The organism is Pseudomonas putida (assembly GCF_002906855.1).
GTDB classification, from domain to species: Bacteria; Pseudomonadota; Gammaproteobacteria; order Pseudomonadales; family Pseudomonadaceae; genus Aquipseudomonas; species Aquipseudomonas putida_N.
This window is the reverse complement of sequence record NZ_MINI01000028.1, coordinates 554,321-574,810: the sequence shown is the minus strand read 5'-3', so window position 1 is coordinate 574,810 and position 20,490 is coordinate 554,321. Positions and strand designations below refer to the sequence as shown.

20 protein-coding genes are annotated in these 20,490 nt (G+C 65.3%); 5 read left to right on the top strand and 15 right to left on the bottom strand.

Annotated features, from left to right (window positions below; genetic code table 11):
- Positions 1 to 11 precede the first annotated feature (11 nt).
- Entirely contained in the window at positions 12 to 983 is a 972-nt protein-coding gene (gene speB, locus BGP85_RS03005) for an agmatinase (protein ID WP_103447747.1), read from the bottom strand.
- 268 nt (positions 984 to 1,251) lie between these two features.
- Here speB and BGP85_RS03000 point away from each other — a divergent pair, with 268 nt between their 5' ends.
- Complete coding sequence (locus BGP85_RS03000) at positions 1,252 to 2,166, top strand: LysR family transcriptional regulator (protein WP_103448272.1); 915 nt, start codon at positions 1,252 to 1,254, stop codon at positions 2,164 to 2,166.
- Between the two features lie 81 nt (positions 2,167 to 2,247).
- Here BGP85_RS03000 and BGP85_RS02995 read toward each other — a convergent pair whose 3' ends face one another.
- The 4 genes from BGP85_RS02995 to BGP85_RS02980 are packed head-to-tail and all read right to left on the bottom strand — an operon-like array spanning position 2,248 to position 4,615.
- The gene (locus tag BGP85_RS02995; RefSeq protein WP_103447748.1) at positions 2,248 to 2,715 is read right to left on the bottom strand and encodes a DoxX family protein; all 468 of its coding nucleotides are present in this window, start codon (positions 2,713 to 2,715) and stop codon (positions 2,248 to 2,250) included.
- 10 nt (positions 2,716 to 2,725) lie between these two features.
- Entirely contained in the window at positions 2,726 to 3,481 is a 756-nt protein-coding gene (locus BGP85_RS02990) for an HvfC/BufC N-terminal domain-containing protein (protein ID WP_103447749.1), read from the bottom strand.
- Positions 3,478 to 4,311: an MNIO family bufferin maturase gene (gene bufB, locus BGP85_RS02985; protein ID WP_103447750.1), complete on the bottom strand. Its 834-nt coding sequence runs from the start codon at positions 4,309 to 4,311 to the stop codon at positions 3,478 to 3,480. The genes BGP85_RS02990 and bufB overlap by 4 nt, the downstream gene beginning before the upstream one ends.
- A 16-nt stretch (positions 4,312 to 4,327) precedes the next feature.
- On the bottom strand, positions 4,328 to 4,615 hold the full coding sequence (locus BGP85_RS02980; protein WP_103447751.1) for a BufA1 family periplasmic bufferin-type metallophore: 288 nt from the start codon (positions 4,613 to 4,615) through the stop codon (positions 4,328 to 4,330).
- Between the two features lie 490 nt (positions 4,616 to 5,105).
- On the opposite strand from BGP85_RS02980, the gene BGP85_RS02975 reads away from it, so the two are divergent.
- A complete protein-coding gene (locus BGP85_RS02975; RefSeq protein ID WP_103447752.1) occupies positions 5,106 to 5,693 on the top strand; it encodes a sigma-70 family RNA polymerase sigma factor in 588 nt (195 codons plus the stop codon).
- The gene (locus BGP85_RS02970; RefSeq protein ID WP_103447753.1) at positions 5,680 to 6,321 is read left to right on the top strand and encodes a DUF1109 domain-containing protein; all 642 of its coding nucleotides are present in this window, start codon (positions 5,680 to 5,682) and stop codon (positions 6,319 to 6,321) included. The genes BGP85_RS02975 and BGP85_RS02970 overlap by 14 nt, the downstream gene beginning before the upstream one ends.
- Positions 6,322 to 6,327: 6 nt before the next feature.
- Here the strand turns inward: BGP85_RS02970 and BGP85_RS02965 are convergent, their stop codons facing one another.
- The 3 genes from BGP85_RS02965 to BGP85_RS02955 are packed head-to-tail and all read right to left on the bottom strand — an operon-like array spanning position 6,328 to position 9,755.
- Positions 6,328 to 7,143 (bottom strand): helix-turn-helix transcriptional regulator, encoded by an 816-nt coding sequence (locus BGP85_RS02965; protein WP_103448273.1) that lies wholly within the window; start codon positions 7,141 to 7,143, stop codon positions 6,328 to 6,330.
- Between the two features lie 53 nt (positions 7,144 to 7,196).
- Positions 7,197 to 8,615: an aminotransferase gene (locus BGP85_RS02960; protein ID WP_103447754.1), complete on the bottom strand. Its 1,419-nt coding sequence runs from the start codon at positions 8,613 to 8,615 to the stop codon at positions 7,197 to 7,199.
- Positions 8,616 to 8,651: 36 nt separating this feature from the next.
- The gene (locus BGP85_RS02955) at positions 8,652 to 9,755 is read right to left on the bottom strand and encodes a polyamine ABC transporter substrate-binding protein (protein WP_103447755.1); all 1,104 of its coding nucleotides are present in this window, start codon (positions 9,753 to 9,755) and stop codon (positions 8,652 to 8,654) included.
- Between the two features lie 230 nt (positions 9,756 to 9,985).
- On the opposite strand from BGP85_RS02955, the gene BGP85_RS02950 reads away from it, so the two are divergent.
- A complete protein-coding gene (locus BGP85_RS02950) occupies positions 9,986 to 11,377 on the top strand; it encodes an FAD-dependent oxidoreductase (RefSeq protein ID WP_103447756.1) in 1,392 nt (463 codons plus the stop codon).
- Between the two features lie 41 nt (positions 11,378 to 11,418).
- Here BGP85_RS02950 and BGP85_RS02945 read toward each other — a convergent pair whose 3' ends face one another.
- From BGP85_RS02945 to BGP85_RS02925, 5 genes are read right to left on the bottom strand one after another with little or no spacing between them, the layout of a single operon-like run.
- Positions 11,419 to 12,123: an NAD(P)H-dependent oxidoreductase gene (locus tag BGP85_RS02945; protein WP_103447757.1), complete on the bottom strand. Its 705-nt coding sequence runs from the start codon at positions 12,121 to 12,123 to the stop codon at positions 11,419 to 11,421.
- Positions 12,124 to 12,132: 9 nt separating this feature from the next.
- Entirely contained in the window at positions 12,133 to 13,767 is a 1,635-nt protein-coding gene (locus BGP85_RS02940; RefSeq protein WP_181004504.1) for an ABC transporter ATP-binding protein, read from the bottom strand.
- A 2-nt stretch (positions 13,768 to 13,769) separates the two neighbouring features.
- Complete coding sequence (locus BGP85_RS02935; RefSeq protein ID WP_103447758.1) at positions 13,770 to 14,597, bottom strand: ABC transporter permease; 828 nt, start codon at positions 14,595 to 14,597, stop codon at positions 13,770 to 13,772.
- Between the two features lie 3 nt (positions 14,598 to 14,600).
- Positions 14,601 to 15,560, bottom strand: coding sequence for an ABC transporter permease (locus BGP85_RS02930; protein WP_103447759.1), 960 nt, complete (start codon positions 15,558 to 15,560; stop codon positions 14,601 to 14,603).
- Positions 15,561 to 15,601: 41 nt separating this feature from the next.
- On the bottom strand, positions 15,602 to 17,203 hold the full coding sequence (locus BGP85_RS02925) for an ABC transporter substrate-binding protein (protein ID WP_103447760.1): 1,602 nt from the start codon (positions 17,201 to 17,203) through the stop codon (positions 15,602 to 15,604).
- A 187-nt stretch (positions 17,204 to 17,390) separates the two neighbouring features.
- Between BGP85_RS02925 and BGP85_RS02920 the strand changes: the two genes are divergently transcribed.
- A complete protein-coding gene (locus tag BGP85_RS02920) occupies positions 17,391 to 17,825 on the top strand; it encodes an RrF2 family transcriptional regulator (RefSeq protein ID WP_103447761.1) in 435 nt (144 codons plus the stop codon).
- Between the two features lie 45 nt (positions 17,826 to 17,870).
- On the opposite strand, the gene BGP85_RS02915 is transcribed toward BGP85_RS02920, so the two are convergent.
- Both BGP85_RS02915 and BGP85_RS02910 read right to left on the bottom strand, forming a co-directional pair.
- On the bottom strand, positions 17,871 to 19,286 hold the full coding sequence (locus BGP85_RS02915) for an aldehyde dehydrogenase family protein (protein WP_103447762.1): 1,416 nt from the start codon (positions 19,284 to 19,286) through the stop codon (positions 17,871 to 17,873).
- Positions 19,279 to 20,469 (bottom strand): pyridoxal phosphate-dependent aminotransferase, encoded by a 1,191-nt coding sequence (locus BGP85_RS02910; RefSeq protein ID WP_103447763.1) that lies wholly within the window; start codon positions 20,467 to 20,469, stop codon positions 19,279 to 19,281. The genes BGP85_RS02915 and BGP85_RS02910 overlap by 8 nt, the downstream gene beginning before the upstream one ends.
- Positions 20,470 to 20,490 lie beyond the last annotated feature (21 nt).

Genomic DNA, 20,490 nt, shown 5'->3' with positions numbered 1-20,490 from the left:
CAGTCTCCGAATCAGCGGGCTTTGGCGCGCGCGTGGAAGATGAAGCCGATGCTGTTCATCAGCAGTTGCGCGGCAAGGATCGAGGTGATGCCGGTGGGGTCGTAGGCCGGGGCCACTTCGACCAGGTCCATGCCGACAATGCGGCCGTGGCTGCGCTGGGCCAGCGCCTGGATGATCTCCAGCACTTCGTAGTACAAGAATCCGCCATGGCTCGGGGTGCCGGTGCCTGGAGCGATGGACGGGTCGAAGCCGTCGATGTCGATGGTGATGTAGTAATTGCGGCCTTCGGGGATCTTCGCCAGTACGCCCGCACAGCCCAGCCGGCGCACGTCACGTACCGACAGGATCTGCGAGCCGGCCTCGCGCGCGGCATCGTAGTCGTCTCGGTTGGAGGACGACACGTTGCGGATGCCCATCTGGGTCATGCCAACGATGTGCTCCAGCTCCGATGCCCGGCGCAGCGGGCTGCCGTGCCCGTAGCGCACGCCATGGCGCTCGTCGACGAAATCCAGGTGGGCATCGAAGTGCACGATATGGATCGGCCCGTGGCCTTCGAACGCCTTGATCACTGGGGCGTGCACCGAATGGTCACCGCCCAGCACCACTGGCATGGCCCCTGCTGCAAGGATCTGCCGCACCGCCGCCTCGATGTTGGCATTGCTGCTGGCCATATCGGTGTGCACGATATCGGCATCACCGACATCGACCATGCGCACCTGGTCTTCGGTCAGGTAGGTGGCGTCATCCTCGAAGTCGTAGGCGCCGGCATGGCCGAAGGAGAACAACGTCGATGCCTCGCGAATGCCGCGGGGTCCGAAACGTGCGCCGGAACGCCACTGGGTGCCCATATCGTTGGGTGCGCCAAGGATTGCCACATCGGCGTCGATCGCCGCCCAGTCGGTGCACACCGGGGCCTTGGCGAACGTGCAATGGCCCACAAAGGGCAGGTTCAGGCGGCCGGACTCGTAACCGTGCTTTGCCATGTTCTGGTTTCTCCAGTTCTTGTTCTGTTTCAGGAGACGGGGCGACTGCTCGACCACCGTTGCGACCCACTATGGCTAGCGTTGCGGCGGGGAAAAATGCGCAAGTGCAGATACATACATCGCGCCATCCGAAGTATCCATCGGCGCTTCAACCCGGCGATGCCCGGCATTGCAGTGGCCAGGCACTCATGGTTAGCTTGCGTGACAAGAACAATGCACGGGTGTTCATATCAGCACTGGCGATGTGAAACCCGGCCGGGAGGCTATGGTGATCCAGCTCCACGATGTCGACCTGAAGCTGCTTAGGGTCTTCACCACGATTGTCAGGTGCGGCGGCTTTTCGGCGGCGCAGGCCGCGCTCAATGCCGGCCAGTCGACCATCAGCGAACAGATGTCGCACCTGGAAACCCGCCTGGGGGTCAAGCTCTGCCAGCGCGGGCGCAGTGGCTTTCGCCTGACCGAGCAAGGGGTGGCCATCCATGAAGCGACCCTGCGCCTGCTCAGTGCCGTGGAGAGCTTCTGCATGGATGCCGACGTGCTCAAGCAGCACATCAGTGGCCAGCTCAACCTGGGCATCATCGACTCCACCCTGACCGACCCCGTCTCGCCCCTGCCGCGCACCACCCAGCGCTTTGTTTCACGCGGCCACGATGCCCACCTGCACATCTACATTGGTGCCCCGGCGGAACTTGAAGAACGCGTGCTCGATGGCCGGCTGCACCTGGCTATCGGCCACTTCCCTTTGCGGGTCGCGGGGCTGTCCTACCAGCCGCTGTATGACGAGGCCCTGGGGCTCTACTGTGGCCGGCGTCACCCGCTGTTCGCCAGCAACGCCAGTAACGGCCGGCTGATGGAGGACGTGCGCCAGAGCCGGATCGTGGTGCGCGGCTACATGCAGCAGTACGACTTGGAACAATTGGGCATCACCAAGGCCGATGCCACCGTGGAGAACATTGAGGCGGCGGCGATCCTGATCATTTCCGGCGCCTATATCGGCTTCCTGCCGGTGCACTTCGCCGAGCAATGGATCAAGACCGGCGACATGCGCCGCCTGGGCGCCAGCACGCTGGACCTGAGCTCGCCATTCGATATGGTCACCCGCCGCGGCGTATCGCGCCCGCCCATCCTCCAGGCGTTCCTCGAAGACCTCGATACCTGCGCAGCGCAGCCTGGCTCTCCCTGATTCGCCCCGCTACTCGAAACGGACGATCCCCGCTCGCCAACACTGCATGCTTGCCGTGTGGCGGGTGGTGCCGACCAGCGATCAGCGCACTTTCAGCAGGTGATCCAGGGACAACCGGCCCGCCCCTCGCGCAATCAACAGCAGGAGCAGGCCTGCCCAGGTCAGGTGGGTGGGCCATGCATCGGGGTAGACGAAGACTTCGATCACCGTGGTCATGCCCAGCAACGCCAGGGCCGACAGACGGGTCATCAGGCCCAGCACCAGCAGCAGCGAGAACAGGTGCTCGGCGTAAGTCGCAAGGTGCGCCGCCAGCCAGGGGGAAATCAGCGGCAGCGAGTATTCGGTACGAAACAGCTCATAGGTACTCGGCGTGATGGTCAGCCAGCCTTCGACCTTGGTTCGCCCGGAAAGGAAGAACACCGAGGCAATACCGAACCGCGCAACCAGACACAAGACGCTGTCGCCCAGAAGTTGCTGCAGCGCATCGGCAAGCCTGCTCCAGGCGTGCCGCAGGCTACTGGCCGAGGGTGTGGGGTGAACGTGGTCCATGGCGGTTTCCTCAAGAAAAGCTGAGCGGTCGGAAGACCTGTGCAGCGACTAGGCGGCCGAGCAGGTCGCCGAAGTCCAGATCCGGTTGGGTGTGTTGGGCAAACTCAGAAGCCTGTTCAAGGGACTGCCCGGCTGCACAGGCCTGCAGGAACGCACAGCCGCCCTGCTCCAGCGGCTGGTGACTGACGCCCTCGGGGCCGCCGACGAACAGCACGCCTTCACCGGCCCAGGGTTGATCATCCGCCCAGGCCAGCTGCTCGCGGCCACAGCGCCAGAGGCGGTAGGCCGGATGCGCCGCGCACCAGTGCCAGCGGGCATTGTCACGGGGGTACAGGACGCTACGCGCCAGGTCGCCGGCCGTCATGCCCGCCAGCTCGGCCAAGTCGAGGCAAGGCGCATCGAGCGCGCTGAAGGCCTCGTTCCAGCGGGCATCCAGCCGTGCAACCGCGGCCAGGTACGGCACGCCATGTTGTGCCTGCGCCTGCTCGAGAAAGTCGGCGAAGGCTGCGCCGTAATGGATCAGTCGGGGGTCGTCGGGTGGCGCTTGCCGTGCGTAGGCCGCTGCGGCCGCTTCCATCCATTCACGCCCGACCAGGGCCAGCACACTGGGAAAGTTGTCACACAACGCCTCCACGCAGCCGGCCATGACCGTGTTGCGGTACACCGCGAACGCTGGCTGCTCGGTGAGCGCCGCCAGCCCTGGCGCCGGGCGCCCCTGCAGGGCTGCGACGAACGCGTCCTGGAACTGGCTCAAGGTGAGGTTCATGGCTGCTCTCCAGAGCTGTTCAGGGTCGCCTGGGCCACGGCCCGTTCGCCCAGCAGTTCATTGAACGACGGGACATTGCCATCACGCTCGACCAGCGTCGGGCGCGGGCCGATGCGGGCGATCAGGCGCCGGTAAAGCGCCCAGACCGGCGCTGCGACACGCGCATCGTGCGAGTCGATCAACAAACTGCCTTGTGCGTCGTGGCTGTAACCGGCCAGGTGGATTTCGCTGATCGCCTGTGCGGGAAAGCGGTCCAGGTAACCGCTGGCACTGAAACCCAGGTTGTGCGCACTGACGTACACGTTGTTGACGTCCAGCAGCAGCCCGCAACCGGTACGCCGGGCCAGTTCGGCGAGGAAGTCGATTTCGTCCCATTCATGCCCGTCCAGCTGCAGGTAATGGCTGGGGTTCTCGATCAAGATGCGCCGCCCCAGCGCTTCCTGGCTGCGCTGGATGTTGCGGCTGATACGGGCCAGGGCCTCGCTGCTGCGCGGGAACGGCAGCAGGTCGGGATGATAGGCGCCGCGCCAGGTCGACCAGGCCAGGTGCTCGGACACCAGCAGCGGCCGGACCTGGTCGATCAGCGTGCGCAAACGCTGCAGGTGCTGCGGGTCCGGGTCGGCATCGGCCGCCAGCGACAGCGCCACGCCGTGCAGCGACAGCGGGTGGTGCTCGGCGATGCGCAACAACCAGGCAAGGCGCGGGCCGCCGACCATGTAGTTCTCCGGGTGAACTTCGAACCAGAGCCCCTCGGCGCTGCACGCCAGCGCCGCGTCGTAGTGCTCGGCCTTGAGCCCGATCCCGGCGCCCAGTGCTGCCTTGCCATTCATGGTCGGCCTCCGCTGCTCAGGACTGGATCGGGGTCAGCGAGCCCATGCCGTTCGGGGTCTTGATCGAAGTGCAGGTGCCGGCCGGGACGTTCTTCCAGTGCATGCCGTCGTAATCCTTTTTTGCAGAACCGGCGCAGGTGGTACCGGCGCCCGCCTTGCAGTCATTCTTGCCGGCCATGGCGACGCCGTAGCATTTTTCCATGGCGGCGCCGCTGCCGGCTGGCTGGGTGGGGGTGGCCGCGATGGCGGCACTTGCCAGCGAAGCGAGGGCCAGGGCAGCGGTGGCGAGGGCTAAGGTTTTCATGCTGAAGTCTCCAGAGTGGGTGGCCGTGGCAGGTTTACCGGCGGCTCATGGAGTAGTTCGTGGCGTGTGCGGATCCGGTTACAGCCCTGGAAAAATTTTTCGCTCAACCGGGTGGTGCTGAGCCTGATCTGAGAGGTTTAGCGCCTATGAGATCGAGCGCCGCCCGCGCGGCGCATCGCGAGCTACGCTCGCTCCTACGTTTGTTTCGGGCCAGTAACGCCTGTGACGGCTCGCGCGACCGCCTTGTTGGTACGGCGCGATATATAGACAGGCGCCAAGGGATTCGCGCGCAAATCCCACAGGAATAATTGGCCCGAAACAAACGTAGGAGCGAGCGTAGCTCGCGATGCGCCGCGCGGGCGGCGCTCGATCTCATAGGCGCTGAAAATGGTTTGTAGATATTTTCCGTACAGCGCCTATGGTTTCAATCCAGGGGGTCGCCGACGGCTGGCTCACCGAAAATGCACCCACGGTGTAACCCAGGCGGCCCATGCAACGAACTAACTCACAGGCAGTGCTCGATGCGCGCGAAGCCCAGCTGCAAGCCTTGCTGCTGGCCGGGCTGGCGGGCGACGCGCAGGCCTACCGGGCCTTCCTCGCCGCCCTGGCGCTGCATATACGGGCGTTTCTGCGGCGGCGCCTGGCCAGTCGCCCGGCCGAGATCGAGGACCTGCTGCAGGAGGTGCTGCTGGCGGTGCACAACGCGCGGCATACTTATCAGGCACGACAGCCGCTAACCGCGTGGGTGCAGGCGATCGCCCGCTACAAGCTGGTCGACTACCTGCGTAACCGCGCCCGCCTTGATGCGCACAGCGCGCCACTGGATGACGACGCAGAACTGTTCGCCAGCAGCGATGCCGAGCCGGCCGAAGCCAGCCGCGACCTGGCCAAGCTGCTGCAACAGCTGCCCGAGCGCCAGCGGCTGCCGATTGTCCACGTGAAGTTGCAGGGACTGTCGGTGGAGGAAACCGCGCAGCTGACCGGGCTTTCCAGCTCAGCGGTCAAGGTGGGCATACACCGTGGCCTGAAGGCCCTGGCCAGGTTGATTGGAGGTAAATACGACGATGAAGACCGATGACCTGATCTGCCTGCTGGCTGCAGGCGAAGGCCCGGTACAGCACAACGCCACGATTCGGCGCCTGGGGCTGGCCGTGTTGCTGGGCGGCCTGGCCGCAGTGCTGATGACCGCGGCCCTCTACGGCGTGCGCAGCGACCTGGCCGAGGTGGCGCGCACGCCGCTGTTCTGGGCCAAGGTGGCCTTGCCCGGCAGCCTGGCGTTGCTCGGGTTGTGGCTGACCAGCCGGCTGGCCAGGCCGGGCGTGCGCGGTGGCCTGGCCTGGGGGCTGCTGGGCCTGCCCCTGCTGCTGCTGTGGCTGGGCGCGGCGCTGAGCCTGGCCGGCGCCCCGCTGGATGCGCGCGCCGACCTGCTGTTCGGCCGCACCTGGCGCACATGCGCGCTGAACATCACTTTGTTGTCGCTGCCAGGACTGGTCAGCGTGTTCTGGGCCTTGCGCGGCCTGGCCCCGACCCGCCTGCGCCAGGCGGGTGCCGCTGGCGGCCTTCTAGCCGGGTCAACCGCCACCTTGGCCTACTGCCTGCACTGCCCGGAGATGGGCGTGCCGTTCTGGGGCCTGTGGTACGTGCTTGGCATGCTGCTGCCGACCGCGCTCGGCACCTGGCTGGGCCCGCGCCTGCTGCGCTGGTGAGCCCGCTCAGATCCGCCGCAACCAGCCGATGAACTGGGCGAACAGCTCCGATTGCGAGTTGATGTCCAGCTTCAGGTACAAGTTCTTGCGGTGCATCCGCACGGTCTCGGGTGAGATGCCCAGCTCATGGGCCGTGGACTTCACCGAATGCCCCTGCAACACCATCTGCGCCACTTGCCGTTCGCGCTCGGTCAGCACCCCGCAACCAAAGCTGTCGAACGCGGCCTGCACGCTCTCTTTCGCTTCTGGCTGCTGCTCCAGGCCATGCCGGGCAAAGCGCATCAGCAGCTCGCGCACCATCGGTTCCACCGCCTGCAACAGGTGCAGTTGTTCCACACCCAGGCGCGCACCGCTGCAGCCCTGGAACAGGCTCAGGGAGATCTTGCTGTCGTTACCCAGGTCGACGATGAAGTAGCTGTCTTCGCTGCAGCCGGTGCCCAGGTAGTAGGTCTTGTAGTAGTCGCTGTCGAAAAAGTTGTCCGGGGCGATGTCTTCCAGGTGGTAGAAGCCCTGCGCCAGGCCCTTCTGCACCGCCAGGCAGAACGGGTCGAGCAGGTAGCCCGCGGCGAAATAGCGCTCCAGCACCGCCTCGTGGTAGCGGGCCGGGATGCCCTGCTGATACAGCAGCTGCGGCGGCTGGCCCTTGCGTTCGAGGCTGATCAGCATCGACTCGGCGGCCACCAGCTGGCTGATGGCTGCCGCCAGCCAAGCCAGCGCGTCCGGGCCCTCGCTGTGGGCGAAGGCCTGTTGCAAGGCGCTGTGCCATTGCTGCAGGGCATGAAACGGCAGGTTTATTGTGGTGTTTTCGTGTGCTCGGCTCATGCCCCGCAGTCTACCGGCCGGGGCACGCGCGTGCATCTTTGGCAGAAGGTCGATCATTGGCCGTGGTACAGGCCCTGCTCGGTCAGCTCCTGCGCCGCCTCGAGAATGCAGCTGCGCAGGGTGTCGACGATCTCGTCGACCTGGGCGTGGGTGATGATCAGCGGTGGCGACATCACGTTCAGGTGCATGATCGGGCGCACCAGCAGCCCCTTGGCCTGGGCCCGCACATGAATGCGCTCGCCAATGTTCACCGCGTCCGGGAACAGCGCCTTGGTCTGCTTGTTGGCGACGAATTCGACACAGGCCATCAGCTTCATGCAGCGCACCTGGCCCACCAGAGGCAGTGCAGCCAAGGTCTGCAGACGCTGTTCCAGGTAACTGCCGACATCGTTGACGTGGGCCAGCAGGTTTTCCCGCTCGATGATCTCGATGTTCTTCAGCGCCGCCACGCAGCACACCGGGTGCCCGCTGTAGGTGAAGCCGTGGGTGAAGCAGCGGCCCTTGCCCGGCTCGGCGATCACCTTCCAGATGCGTTCGGAGAAGATGCACGCGCCCAGTGGCAGGTAGGCCGAGGTCAGGCCCTTGGCGGTGGTAATGATGTCCGGGGTGACGCCGAACAGCGCTTCGGAGGCGAAGAAGGTGCCCAAGCGGCCGAACGAGGTGACCACTTCGTCGGCGACGAAGAGGATGTCGTAGGTCTGGCACACCTGCCACATGCGCTGGAAATAGCCCTTGGGCGGGATGATCACCCCGCCCGAGCCCATGATCGGCTCGGCGAAGAAGGCCGCGACGTTGTCCGCGCCCAGGGAGAGGATCTTGTCCTCGAACTCGGCCACCAGGAAGTCGAGGAACTCGGCCTCGTCCATGTCGTCGCCCGCCCGGTAGAAGTTAGGGTTGGAGACGTGGTGGATCAGTTCGTGGGCGTAGTCGAACTCCGGCACCCGGTCGGCGGCCTTGTTGCCGATCGACATGGTCAGGCAGGTCGAGCCGTGGTAGGCGTTGTAGCGGGCGATCACGTGCTTCTTGTTCGGCTTGCCGCGGCAGTTCTGGTAGTACTGGATCAGCCGGTAGGCGGTGTCCACGGCCGTGGAGCCGCCGGTGGTGAGGAACACGTGGTCGAGGTCGCCCGGCGCCAGGCTGGCGAGCTTCTGGCACAGCTCGATGGCTTTCGGGTTGGCCATGTCCGAGAACGGGTTGGAATAGGCCAGCTGGCGCACCTGGTCGGCGATGGCCAGGGCCATTTCCTCGCGGCCCAGGCCAATGTTGGTGCACCACATGCCGCCGACGGCGTCGAGGAAGCGGTTGCCCTGGGTGTCGTGGATGTAGGCGCCGTCACCGGCCTGGATGTTCAGCGCGCCTTGCTCGGCGTGCTCGTCGAACATGTGGTAGCCGTGCATGTAGTGGGCTTTGTCGGCTTTCACCAGCTGGTCGTTGTGCGAGGTGGCGGCCAAGGGGCGAGTCGGGGTAGCCATAAGCAATTCCTTGTCGGATCGGTACGGTAAAAGGTGTCAGATGCCGGTCTTGACCGTGCTCCAGACCCGGGTGATAGCGCGCATGGCCTGGGGGTCCTGGGACTTCTGGGTGAACAGCCGCTCGCGGGTTGGCTCGTCGGGGTAGATCGCCGGGTCGTTGCGGATATCGGCCTGCACCAGCGGTGTGGCGGCGGCGTTGCTGTTGGCGTAGTGGATGTAGTTGGTCACGTCGGCCATGGTCTTGGGTTGCAGCAGGTATTCGATGAAGCGGTGGGCGTTGGCCACGTGGGGGGCATCGTTGGGCAGGTAGAGGCTGTCGAACCAGATCAGCGAGCCTTCCTTGGGAATGAAGAACGCCAGGTTGATGTCCTTCTTCGCCTCCACCGCGCGGGCCTGGGCGGTGGCGTAGTCACCGGACCAGGTCAGGGCCATGCACACGTCGCCGTTGGGCAGGCTGGTGAGGTAGTTCACCGAGTCGAATTTCTTGATGTAGGGGCGGATGCCCATGAGCACGTCCTGGGCAGCCTTGAGGTCCGCCGGCTTGGCGCTCTGCGGGTCTTTGCCGAGGTACTTGAGGGCCAGCGGGATGACTTCGCTGGGCGCGTCCATCACGGTCACACCGCAGTCGGCGAAGCGCGAGACGATCTTCGGGTCGAACAGCATGGCCAGCGAGCCGATCGGCGCGTCGGGCATGCGCTGCTTGATCTTGTCGACGTTGTAGGTGATGCCGGAGCTGCCCCAGGTGTAGGGCGCCGAGTAGCGCATGCCGGGGTCGAAGGCCTGCAGGCTCTGCACCACTTGCGGGTCGAGGTTGGCCCAGCTGGGCAGCTTGGACTTGTCCAGCGGCTGGAACACCCCGGCCTTGATCAGCGGTGGCACCAGCGAGCCGTTGAGCATCACCAGGTCGTAGCCGGAGCGGCCGGTGAGCAGTTTGGTCTGGACCGTTTCGTAGCCGTCGAAGGTGTCGTAGATCACCTTGATGCCGGTCTGCTTCTCGAAATCGGCGAGGGTGTTTTCGCCGATGTAGTCGGTCCAGTTGTACAACCTGAGCGTGTTGCTGGTGTCTGCCTCGGTGGCCAGGGTGGCCGTGGCGGTACAACACATCAGCAGACTGGAAATCACCTTCAATGCCTTGCGCATAGCAACTCCATCGTGTGATCAGGATCGGCTCGGGTGAGCGGATGGAGCCACTATCCGGGGGATTTGCCCACGGGGCCATAACCCGAATGGGTGGGGTCGCTCATACATAGCCTGAGCTTATATATACATACGTTAAATCGATTTTATTTATGAACAATGCCCTGCAAGGATGCGGGACACAGGGCGCACCTTGGTCGGCGCCCTTTTCGGTCCCTTTCTGGAGAAGCACGATGCGCCCTTTCTGGCTGGAACAAGCCCTGAAGAATCAGCCCGACGAGCCCTGCCCGCCCCTGCGGCAGGACACCCACGCCGATGTCTGCATCGTCGGCGGCGGCTACACCGGGCTGTGGACCGCCATCATGCTCAAGGAACAGAACCCCGAGCTTGATGTGGTCATCGTCGAGGCGGACATCTGCGGCGCGGGTGCCAGCGGGCGCAACGGTGGGTGTGCGCTGTCCTGGTCGGCGAAGTTCTTTACTCTGGAGCGTTTGTTCGGGCTCGAAGAGGCCGTGCGCCTGGTCAAGGCATCGGAGCAGAGCATCTACGCGATCGGCGACTTCTGCAGAAAGTACGGTGTGGATGCCGACTACCGACTCGATGGCACGCTGTACACCTCGACCAGCCAGGCTCAGGTCGGCTCTACGGACGCGGTGGTTGCGGCGCTGGAGCGCCATGGCATCAACACTTTCTGCAAACGCCCGCTCGCTGATGTGCAACGGATGGCGGGCTCGGCCCAGCACCTGGAAGGCTGGTATTCGCCCGCAGCGGCCAGCGCACAACCGGCCAAGCTGGTACGTGGCCTGCGCCGCGTGGCACTGGGGCTGGGCGTGCGCATCCATGAAGGCTCGCCCATGGTCGGCCTGGACGAAGGGCAGCCCGCCAGGGTCGTCACACCCCACGGCAAAGTCACCTGCGCCAAGATGGTGCTGGCGATCAATGCCTGGATGGCCCGGACTTTTCCACAATTCTCGCGTTCAGTGGCCATTGTCTCGAGCGACATGATCATTACCGAACCTCGGCCAGACCTGCTGGAGCGCATCGGCCTGACCAGCGGCGTGACCGTGCTCGACTCGCGCATCTTCGTTCACTACTACCACAACACCCCCGACGGGCGAATCATGCTGGGCAAAGGCGGTAATACCTTTGCCTTCGGCGGGCGCATGCTGCCGGTGTTCGACCAGCCATCACCCTATGCAAACCTGCTGCGCGACTCCCTGGAAAAGTTCTTCCCGGCGTTCACCGGCGTCGATATCGCAGCGACCTGGAACGGCCCTTCGGATCGCTCGGTCACCGGTTTGCCGTTCTTCGGGCGCATGGGCGCCAAGGGCAATATCTTCTATGGCTTCGGTTATTCCGGCAGCGGTGTGGGCCCTTGCCACATGGGCGGTCAGATCCTGTCGTCGCTGGTGCTGGGGCTGGATAACCCCTGGACCCGCTCGCCGTTGCTCAACGGCCCGCTCGGGCATTTCCCACCGGAACCCATCCGCTACCTGGGTTCATTGATGGTACGCAATGCCATTCGCCGCAAGGAGCGTGCCGAGGACCTTGGCCGGCGCCCTCGCCGGCTGGATGTTCGCCTGGCCAAGTTCGCCGCCGCAGCCGGCAAGGCGGACAAGGGATGAACCTGGCGTCGGCCGCTCCATTGTAGGAGCGGCATACGTGGTCAGCGTGGCAACGGATACAGCGCCTCATCGAACTGATCCAGCCGTGGGAAATTCAGCGGCAGGTCATCCGACAGGTGCTGCAGGCGTTGCTCATAACTGTGCAGGAACGCCTGGCGCGCCTCGTCGCTGATGTACGGCACATGCCAGGCCACGAACGGCTCCAGCACCTCGAAGCCGACATAGGCCAGGGTGCCGCGCAGGATCGGCCGCAGCATGTCCTCCAGCGGCCCATGGATCGCCCCCTCGCCGAACATGTGCTCGCGCCCGCCCAGGGTCACGGTCACCAGCGCGCGCTTGCCGGCCAGGCCGCCCTGGTCGTAGAAGCGCTTGCCGCCATAGCACACTCCGGACACCAGCACCCGGTCGATCCAGCCCTTGAGCATCGCCGGTGCCGAGAACCAGAAGATCGGGAAGTTCAGCACCAGCAGGTCGGCCCACAGCAGCTTGTCCAGTTCCTGCTGGATATCCGGCGCGATGGAACCGCTTTTCACGCCCAGGCGCTGCTCCAGCGCATACACCAGGTATTGCGGGTTTTCCCTATGGCTGAAGTCATCGGCGCTGGCCACCGGGTTCCAGCCCATGGCGTACAGGTCGCTGACCTGCACCTCATGGCCCTGGGCACGGAAGGTCTGCGCCGCTTGGTCACGCAGTGCGGCGGTGAAGGATTGAGGCTCGGGGTGAGCGTGAACGATCAGGACTTTCATGGGCAATCCTCAAACAGTTGCCAAAGGGGAATTGGAGTTACGCGTCGCCAGCAGGCGGTCGAGCCAGTCGGGGTCCATCTCCGGTTCGCAGGAGAACAGCAACCCGGTGTAGTCGCGGTGCGGCGGCTGGAAGATCGCCTCGCGGCGGCCATGGTCGACCACCCGCCCACGCTGCATCACCAGCACTTCGTCGGCGATGGCGCGCACCGTGGCCACGTCGTGAGTGATAAACAGGTAGGCCACACCCAGCTCGCGCTGGATACGGTCGAGCAGTTTCAGCACGCCTTCGGCCACCAGCTGGTCGAGCGCCGAGGTCACTTCGTCGCAGATGATCAGCTGGGGTTCGGCGGCCAAGGCACGGGCGATGCAGATCCGCTGCTTCTGCCCGCCCGACAGTTCGCGTGGCAGGCGGTCCATGTACTTGGCCGGCTCCAGGTCGATCATCCGCAGCAGGTCGGCGACCCGCTCGCGTAGCGCCTTGCCCTTGAGCCCCAGGTAGAAGCTCAGCGGCCGGCCGATGATGTCGACGATGCGCTGGCGTGGGTTGAGCGCGGTGTCGGGGATCTGGTAGATCATCTGGATGCGCCGCAGCTGCTCTTTGCTGCGCTGGCGGTAGTCGGCCGGCAGGGCCTCGCCGTCATACAGCACCTGGCCCGAGGTCGGCGGCAGCAGGCCGCTGATCAGGCGTGCCGTGGTGCTCTTGCCACTGCCTGACTCGCCGATCACTGCCAGGGTCTGGCCGCGATAGAGCTTCAGCGAAACGTCGTGCAGCACCGGCTGCTGGCCATAGCGGGCATCGGCGTTGCGCACTTCCAGCAAGGGCTTTTCATCGCGCGGGCAGGCCTTGGCGGTGGTGTGGAAGTTGCGCACCGCCCACAGCGACTGGGTGTATTCCTGCTGCGGGGCGCTGAGCATGTGGCGGGTCTGCGCCTCCTCCACCAGGCTGCCGTGGCGCAGCACCATGATGCGGTCGGCCATCTGCGCCACCACCGCCAGGTCATGGCTGATGTACAGCGCGGCGCTGCCGAAGGTCTTCACCGCGTCGCGGATCGCCGCCAGCACCTCGATCTGGGTGGTGACGTCCAGCGCCGTGGTCGGTTCGTCGAAGATGATCAGGTCAGGGTGGCAGGCCATGGCCATGGCAGTCATCACCCGCTGCAGCTGGCCACCGGACAGCTGGTGCGGGTAACGCTGGCCAATGTGCTCGGGGTCGGGCAGGCGCAGGATGCGGTACAGCTCCACCGCCTCGGCCTCGGCCTTGGCGCGGTCGATGCCGCCATTGGTCACTGCCGTTTCGACGTGCTGGTCGATCAGCCGGTGCGCCGGGTTGAACGAGGCGGCAGCGCTCTGCGCCACATAGGCGATGCGCAGGCCGCGCAGCCTGCGCAGGGTTTCGGCGCTGCACTCGAGCAACTGAATGCCATCGAAGCACACGCTGCCACCAGTAATCCGGCAGCCGTCGCGTACGTAACCCATCGCGGCCAGGCCCAGGGTCGACTTGCCGGCGCCGGACTCACCGATCAGGCCCAGCACCTCGCCGCGCTTGAGGGTCAGGTCGATGCCCTTGATCAGCGGGTGCCAGGCGTCGTCATGGTGGCCTTCGATGCGCAGGCCACGGATTTCCAGCAAGGTATCAGGGTTCATGCTCAGCACTCCTTCAAGCCGCTGGACAGGTGCAGCACCCAGTCGACGACAAAGTTCACGCTCACCGTGATCAACGCCACCGCCAGGGCCGGCAGCAGCGGGCTGATGTCACCGAAGGTGATCAGCACCGCGTTGTCGCGCACCATGCTGCCCCAGTCGGCGGTCGGCGGCTGAATACCCAGGCCGAGGAACGACAAGGCGCTGATGAACAGGAAAACGAAGCAGAAACGCAGACCGAATTCGGCAATCAGTGGCGCGGCGGCATTGGGCAGCACTTCGCGGGTGACCAGCCACCACAGCCCTTCGCCGCGCAGCCGTGCGGCCTCGACGAAGTCCTGCACCACCACGTTCATGGCCACCGCCCGCGACAGGCGGAACACCCGCGTGGCGTCGAGCAGGGTGATTACCAGCACCAGCGAGGTGGCCGTGGTGCCGATCACGCTGAGGATCAGCAAAGCGAAGATCAGCTGCGGGATAGCCATCAGGATGTCCACCAGGCGCGACAGGCCCTGGTCGATCCAGCCACCTTTGATGGCCGCGACCAGCCCGCACAGGCCACCCAGCAGGAATGCCAGGCTGGTGGTCAGGAAGGCGATGCCCAGGGTATTGCGGGCGCCGAACAGCAGGCGGCTGAAGGTGTCGCGGCCAAGGTTGTCGGTGCCCAGCAGGAACTGCGGGCTCCACGGCGCGAAGCCCTCGCCGACCACCTGGGTTTCGCCGTAAGGCGCCAGCAGCGGCGCGAACAGCGCCACCACGGCGTAGGCAACAATCACCAGCAGGCCGAATTTGGCGCTCAGGGGCGCGCGCAGCACAGGTGTGAACAGGCTCATGGTCTACCCCTTCGGATGCATCAGGCGTGGGTTGCTGGCAATCGACAGCACGTCGGCGCCGGTATTGAGCAGGATGTAGGTGCCGGCGAAGATCAGGCTGCAGGCCTGCACCACCGGGATATCGCGCTTGGCCACCGAGTCCACCAGCAACTGGCCGAGCCCCGGGTAGACGAACACCACTTCCACCACCACCACACCCACCACCAGGTACGCCAGGTTCAGCGCCACCACGTTGACGATCGGCGCCAGCGCATTGGGCAAGGCATGCTTGAAGATCACCCGCGCCGGCGACACGCCCTTGAGCCGGGCCATCTCGATGTAAGGGCTGGCCAGCAGGTTGATCAGCGAGGCGCGGGTCATGCGCATCATCTGCGCGATCACCACCAGGCTCAGGGTCGCCACCGGCAGCACCGAGACTTCCAGCACCTCACCCAGCGAGGCATCCGCAGGCAGGCTGGAGATGCCCGGCAGCCATTCGAGCTTCACCGCGAACACCAGGATCAGCAGGTACGCAACGAAAAACTCGGGGAACGACACCGCGCTCAAGGCGCCGGTATTGAGCAGGCGGTCGAACCAGCTATTGCGGTACAACGCCGCGAGCATGCCCAGCAGCAACGCTGTCGGCACCGAGAACAGCGCCGCCAGCAGAGCCAGACTGAAGGTGTTGCCCAGCCGTGCGCCGACCAGCTCGATGATCGGCCGCTGGTTGGCCAGCGACACGCCCAGGTCACCGTGCAACAGGCGCCACGCCCACTGCACGAAACGCTGCACGGGCGACAGGTCCAGCCCCAGTTGGGCGCGCAGGGCCGCCACGGTTTCCGGGGTGGCCGACTGGCCAAGCATGGCCTGGGCGATGTCGCCTGGCAGCATGCTGACTGCCAGGAAAATCACCACCGAGACCGCAAACAGCGACAACAGGCCCAGGGCCAGCCGCTGCACAAGCAGTTTGCCAAGATTGTTCACCGTACCACTCCTCGTCTGGATGCTTGCGAAACGTCAGCGGCTCAGGCCTGCCACCAGCGCTCGATCACCCGCAGGCCATCCAGCTCGCCATAGGGCGCGGTGAGCGGGCCATGGGCCACGCGACTGGAGCGGGCGGCGACGGAACTGGCGAACAGCGGCACGATTGCCCCGCCTTCATCGCGGCACAGCGCCTGCATTTCGTTGTACATCTCGCGGCGCAGCGGCTCGTTCATCTCGCCGCGGGCGGCGTTGAGCAGCTGGTTGAAGCGCGGGTTGTCCCAGTGGGTCTCGTTCCACGCCGCGCCCTTGGCATAGCCGATGCTGAACATGCGGTCGGCGGTGAGGCTGGAGTACCAGAACGAGGTGGTGAACGGCTGTTTCATCCAGACATTGGTGAAGAACCCATCGGCCGGTTCGCGCACCACCTCGATGTCGATGCCGGCCTGACGCGCCTGCTCCTTGAACAGCACCGAGGCATCCACTGCGCCGCTGTATGCGGCATCGGAGGCCTGCAGGCGCACCTTGAGGTTGTCCATGCCGGCCTGGCGCAGGTAGAAACGGGCCTTGTCCGGGTCGTAGACGCGCTGTTCCAGCGCCGGGTTGATGAAGCGGTTGGCCGGCTGCAGCGGGTGGTCGTTGCCGACCTGACCGTAGCCGTAGAGCACTGAGGCCAGCAGAGTCTCGCGGTTGATCGCGTGCTTGAGGGCCATGCGCACGTTGTTGTCGCGGAACTGCTCGCTGTCGGTGAGCATCGGGAAGGTGTAGTGCTGGGCGCCCTTGGTTTCCTCGATCACCAGCTTCGGGTTGCGCTTGAGCAAGGACACGGTCTTGAGGTCGACCTTGTTGATCACATCGACCTTGCCGGTGACCAGGGCGTTGACCCGTGCGGCGCCGTCGGCGATGGCGATCAGCTCGGCACTGGCAAAATGCGCCCTGCCCGGCTTCCAGTAGTCCGGGCTGCGCTCCAGGTCCATGCGCACGCCCGGCTCGAAGCCCTTGATGCGGTAACCGCCGGTGCCGACGCCGGCCTGCCAGTCGGCCAGGCCATCCTTGGCGGGCATGATCACCAGGTGATAGTCGGCGACCACGTAGGCGAAGTCGGCGTTGCCCGAGTGCAGCTCGAACACCACGGTGTCGGGGGCGCTGGCGCTCACCTTGGCTACATCGCCCAGCACGGTCTTGGCGGCGGAGGTGGACTTGTCGCCCAGGTGGTGCTGGATCGAGGCCACCACGTCGTCGGCGTTGAGGGCCTTGCCGTTGTGGAAGGTCACGCCCTGGCGCAGGGTGAAGGTCCAGACCTTGGCGTCGGGGCTCGACTCCCAGCGCTCGGCCAGCTCAGGGATGGCAGTGCCTTCCACGGAAATTTCGGTGAGGGTGTTGTACACCGCCGAGAAGCCGATGAAGGTGAAGGTATCGACCCACGAGCCTGGGTCCTTGGAGTCGGTGGTGCTGCCCCCGGCCAGGCCCAGGCGCAAGGTGCCGCCCGGCTTGGGCGTGGCCTCGTCGGCATGGCCAGGCAGCGGCAAGCCGAGGGAGAAGGCCCCGGCGATGGCCGCAGCGGCCGCGCTGTACTTGAGGAAATCCCGGCGCGGCAGGCCGCCGTCGAGGATGGCGTGAGGATTGTTCTTGTTGTTATCGCTCATGGCATTTGCCCCTGTTGAACCGCAAGAAATTGTTGTTCGGTCAAAGCGGATTGCGTAGAAGCTGTTTACAATTTGTAATTGTTACCGTAACAAATACATTAGCGGCAGGACAAGCTGATTTCCAGCGCCCGATACCGGGCTTTTTCACTGGTGTACCATTGACGTTTTCGCAGGGAGCCTTTGCCCCATGAGCCAATCGACCCGACTCATCACCGCCTCGTACATCCTTTCGTTCGTGGCGGCCAATGCCCCGCAGAAGTTGCGCACCGAGACCATCGCCAAATGGGTCAAGGTGCACCCGACCCGCGTGCGCTCAATGGTGTCGCAGATGGTCAAGGCCAATATCCTGACCTCGTATCGCGGCGCCCAGGGTGGCGTGACCCTGGCCCGCGCGCCGCAACAGATCACCTTGCGCGAGGTGTATGACGCAGTGCAGGAAAGCTCACTGATCGCCGAGAAGATCGACAACCCGTTTGCCGGGCTTGAAGACCACTGCAAGGTGTACGAGGTATTCACCCGGCTGTTCGCAATGCTGGAGCAGAACATGCGCCTGGACTTGGGGGCGATCACCGCGGACCAGTTGTTTGTGGCGTTCGATACCCCTAAGGAACACTCAGCCTGAACGCCAGTTTTTAAGATTTGAGCAAGACAGTTGCTCCCCCGGCATTCAGAGCTGAATGGCCTTCACCTCGACGAACTCGTGCAGGCCCTCCTCCCCCCACTCGCGGCCATTGCCCGACTGTTTGTAGCCGCCGAACGGTGCCTGGTAGTTGAACGCCCCGCCATTGACGAAGCATTGCCCCGCACGCAACTGGCGGCCCAGTTGCAGCGCCTTGTCGCGGCTACCCGCCCACACCGCGCTGGACAGCCCGAACGGCGAGTCGTTGGCCAGGGCTATGCCTTCGGCCTCGTCGGTGTAGGGAATCAGGCACAGCACCGGTCCGAAGATTTCCTCCTGAGCAATGCGCATGCGGTTGTCAACGTCAGCGAAAATCGTCGGCGGCACATAGAACCCGCGCTCGAAGCCCGGAGCCGTCTCCCCGCCGCACACCAGCCGCGCCCCCTCTTCCTGCCCCACCCGGATGTACTCCTGCACCGTGCGCCGCTGCCCGGCCGAACACATCGGCCCGAGGAAACTGCGCGGGTCCTGCGGATCGCCCATCACCAGGCTGCGGGCCTCGTCCACGGCGATTTCCACGGCCACGGCATAGCGCGAAGCCGGCAACAGCATGCGCGTCAGTGCCGTGCAGGTCTGCCCCGAGTTGATCATCACGTCCTGCACGCCATGGCGCACCGCTGCGTCGAGCGAGGCATCGGCGGTGATCAGGAACGGCGACTTGCCACCCAGCTCCAAGCACACCCGCTTCACCGACGGCGCTGCGGCCTGGGAAACCCGCACACCCGCCCCGGTGGACCCGGTGAACGAGACCATGTCCACCAGCGGATGCCGCGCCAACGCCTCACCGACCTTCGCTCCCGGCCCGCTGACCAGGTTGAACACCCCGGCGGGCAGCCCGATGGCCTCGATCATTTCCGCCAGCAGGAAGGCATGCAGCGGGGTCTCCTGGCTCGGTTTGACCACCACCGTGCAGCCTGCAGCCAAGGCCGGTGCCAACTTGCCGATCAGTTGATGGAGCGGGTAGTTCCAGGGGTTGATGAACGCGCACACGCCCACCGCCTCGCGGTACAGCAGCGAGTTACCGACTTCGCGTACCTCGTCCATCTTGCTGGCCAGTTCGACGTACTGTTCAAGACCGACGATGGGCCCGTCGACCTGCACCGAGCGGCACCACTGCACCGGCATGCCAAGCTCGGTGGTGATCACCGCGGCCATCTCGTCAGCCCGTACTTTGAGCTGTTCGGCAAGGGCGCGAATGAACCCGGCGCGCACGCTGGACGGCGTGCGTGACCAATCGGCAAACGCCTTGCGCGCTGCGTTGGCGGCGCGTTCCACATCGTCTTCGTTACCTAGCGGCACCTTGCCGGCCACCGCCTCGCTGGCCGGGTCGATCACCTCGGCCATGCCCTGCCCCGCTGGCTGCTGCCAGCGGCCATCAATGAACAGACGACTGTATTCACGCATTGCGCTGCGCCTCCATCAGTTCGCTGGCACACAGGGCAATACGGCGGCAGGCTTCACCCAGCGGCTCGGCGCCAAGCACCAGGCCCAGGCGGATATGCCCGGCCGCACTCGGGCCGAACGCTTCACCGGCGAGCACCGACACCCCATGCTGGTCGAGCAGGCGGTCGGCGAAGGCTTGTGCGCTGAGCCCGGTCTCGCGGATATCGACCATCACGAACATGCCGCCATCGGGCTTGAGTGCCCGCAAGCCCGGGCAGTGCGCCAGACGCTCGCACACCAGGTCGCGGCGCTGGCGGTAGGCTTCGCGCATGCCGTCCAGTTCCGGCAACGGCTGCTCCAGCGCAGCCACCGCGGCATCCTGGATGAAGTCCGGCGAGCCGTAGAGCATGCACAGCGCCAGGTTCTCCAGGTGCCCGGACAACGCTGGCGAGCCGACCACCCAGCCGACCCGCCAACCGGTCATGGCATGGGACTTGGACAGGCTGTTCAGCGTGGCCGTGCGCTCGGCCATGCCCGGCAGGCTGGCGGGGCTGATGTGCTCGCCTTCGAACAGCAACTCGCTGTAGACCTCGTCGCTGATCAGCCACAGGTCATGGGCGATGCACAGCTCGGCCAGGGCCTCCCAGGTGCTGCGCGGCAGGCTGGCGCCGGAGGGGTTGTGCGGGCTGTTCAGCGCCAGGGCACGAGTGCGCGGGGTAATCCGTGCGGCGACGTCCTCGGGTTGCACGCGGAAACCATGCTCCGGGCGCACCGGCACCGGCACCACCTTGGCACCGCAGGCACCGAACACCGCTTCGTAGGTGACATACATCGGCTCGGCGACGATCACTTCATCGCCCGGCTCCAGCACGCATTGTGCGACGCAGAACAGCGCGCACTGCGCCCCCGCCAGCACCGTCACCTGGTCGGCGGTGACCGCCTGGCCGCTGCGTTGCTGGTGGCGACGGGCGATAGCCTCGCGCAGACTGCGCTTGCCGCGCACGTCGGCGTAATGGGTGTTGCCGGCTTCGAGGCTGGCCACGGCCGCCTGGATGATCGGCGCCGGGGTGTCGAAGTCCGGGTCGCCCACTGACAGCAGCAGTACGTCGCGGCCTTCTTCGAGCATGGCCAGGGCGCGGTAGTGGATCTCCCAGGCGGCAGCGCCGTCACCGGCGATCCGTTGGGTCAATGAGGAAAATCGCATGGCTGGTCGTCCTGTTGTGCG

Bases quoted from the DNA above. Each gene is read 5' to 3' on its own strand.
- speB (WP_103447747.1), bottom strand. From the start codon at position 983: ATGGCAAAGCACGGTTACGAGTCCGGCCGCCTGAACCTGCCCTTTGTG.
- BGP85_RS02995 (WP_103447748.1), bottom strand. From the start codon at position 2,715: ATGGACCACGTTCACCCCACACCCTCGGCCAGTAGCCTGCGGCACGCC.
- BGP85_RS02990 (WP_103447749.1), bottom strand. From the start codon at position 3,481: ATGAACCTCACCTTGAGCCAGTTCCAGGACGCGTTCGTCGCAGCCCTG.
- bufB (WP_103447750.1), bottom strand. From the start codon at position 4,311: ATGAATGGCAAGGCAGCACTGGGCGCCGGGATCGGGCTCAAGGCCGAG.
- BGP85_RS02980 (WP_103447751.1), bottom strand. From the start codon at position 4,615: ATGAAAACCTTAGCCCTCGCCACCGCTGCCCTGGCCCTCGCTTCGCTG.
- BGP85_RS02975 (WP_103447752.1), top strand. From the start codon at position 5,106: ATGCAACGAACTAACTCACAGGCAGTGCTCGATGCGCGCGAAGCCCAG.
- BGP85_RS02970 (WP_103447753.1), top strand. From the start codon at position 5,680: ATGAAGACCGATGACCTGATCTGCCTGCTGGCTGCAGGCGAAGGCCCG.
- BGP85_RS02965 (WP_103448273.1), bottom strand. From the start codon at position 7,143: ATGAGCCGAGCACACGAAAACACCACAATAAACCTGCCGTTTCATGCC.
- BGP85_RS02960 (WP_103447754.1), bottom strand. From the start codon at position 8,615: ATGGCTACCCCGACTCGCCCCTTGGCCGCCACCTCGCACAACGACCAG.
- BGP85_RS02955 (WP_103447755.1), bottom strand. From the start codon at position 9,755: ATGCGCAAGGCATTGAAGGTGATTTCCAGTCTGCTGATGTGTTGTACC.
- BGP85_RS02950 (WP_103447756.1), top strand. From the start codon at position 9,986: ATGCGCCCTTTCTGGCTGGAACAAGCCCTGAAGAATCAGCCCGACGAG.
- BGP85_RS02945 (WP_103447757.1), bottom strand. From the start codon at position 12,123: ATGAAAGTCCTGATCGTTCACGCTCACCCCGAGCCTCAATCCTTCACC.
- BGP85_RS02940 (WP_181004504.1), bottom strand. From the start codon at position 13,767: ATGAACCCTGATACCTTGCTGGAAATCCGTGGCCTGCGCATCGAAGGC.
- BGP85_RS02935 (WP_103447758.1), bottom strand. From the start codon at position 14,597: ATGAGCCTGTTCACACCTGTGCTGCGCGCGCCCCTGAGCGCCAAATTC.
- BGP85_RS02925 (WP_103447760.1), bottom strand. From the start codon at position 17,203: ATGAGCGATAACAACAAGAACAATCCTCACGCCATCCTCGACGGCGGC.
- BGP85_RS02920 (WP_103447761.1), top strand. From the start codon at position 17,391: ATGAGCCAATCGACCCGACTCATCACCGCCTCGTACATCCTTTCGTTC.
- BGP85_RS02915 (WP_103447762.1), bottom strand. From the start codon at position 19,286: ATGCGTGAATACAGTCGTCTGTTCATTGATGGCCGCTGGCAGCAGCCA.
- BGP85_RS02910 (WP_103447763.1), bottom strand. From the start codon at position 20,469: ATGCGATTTTCCTCATTGACCCAACGGATCGCCGGTGACGGCGCTGCC.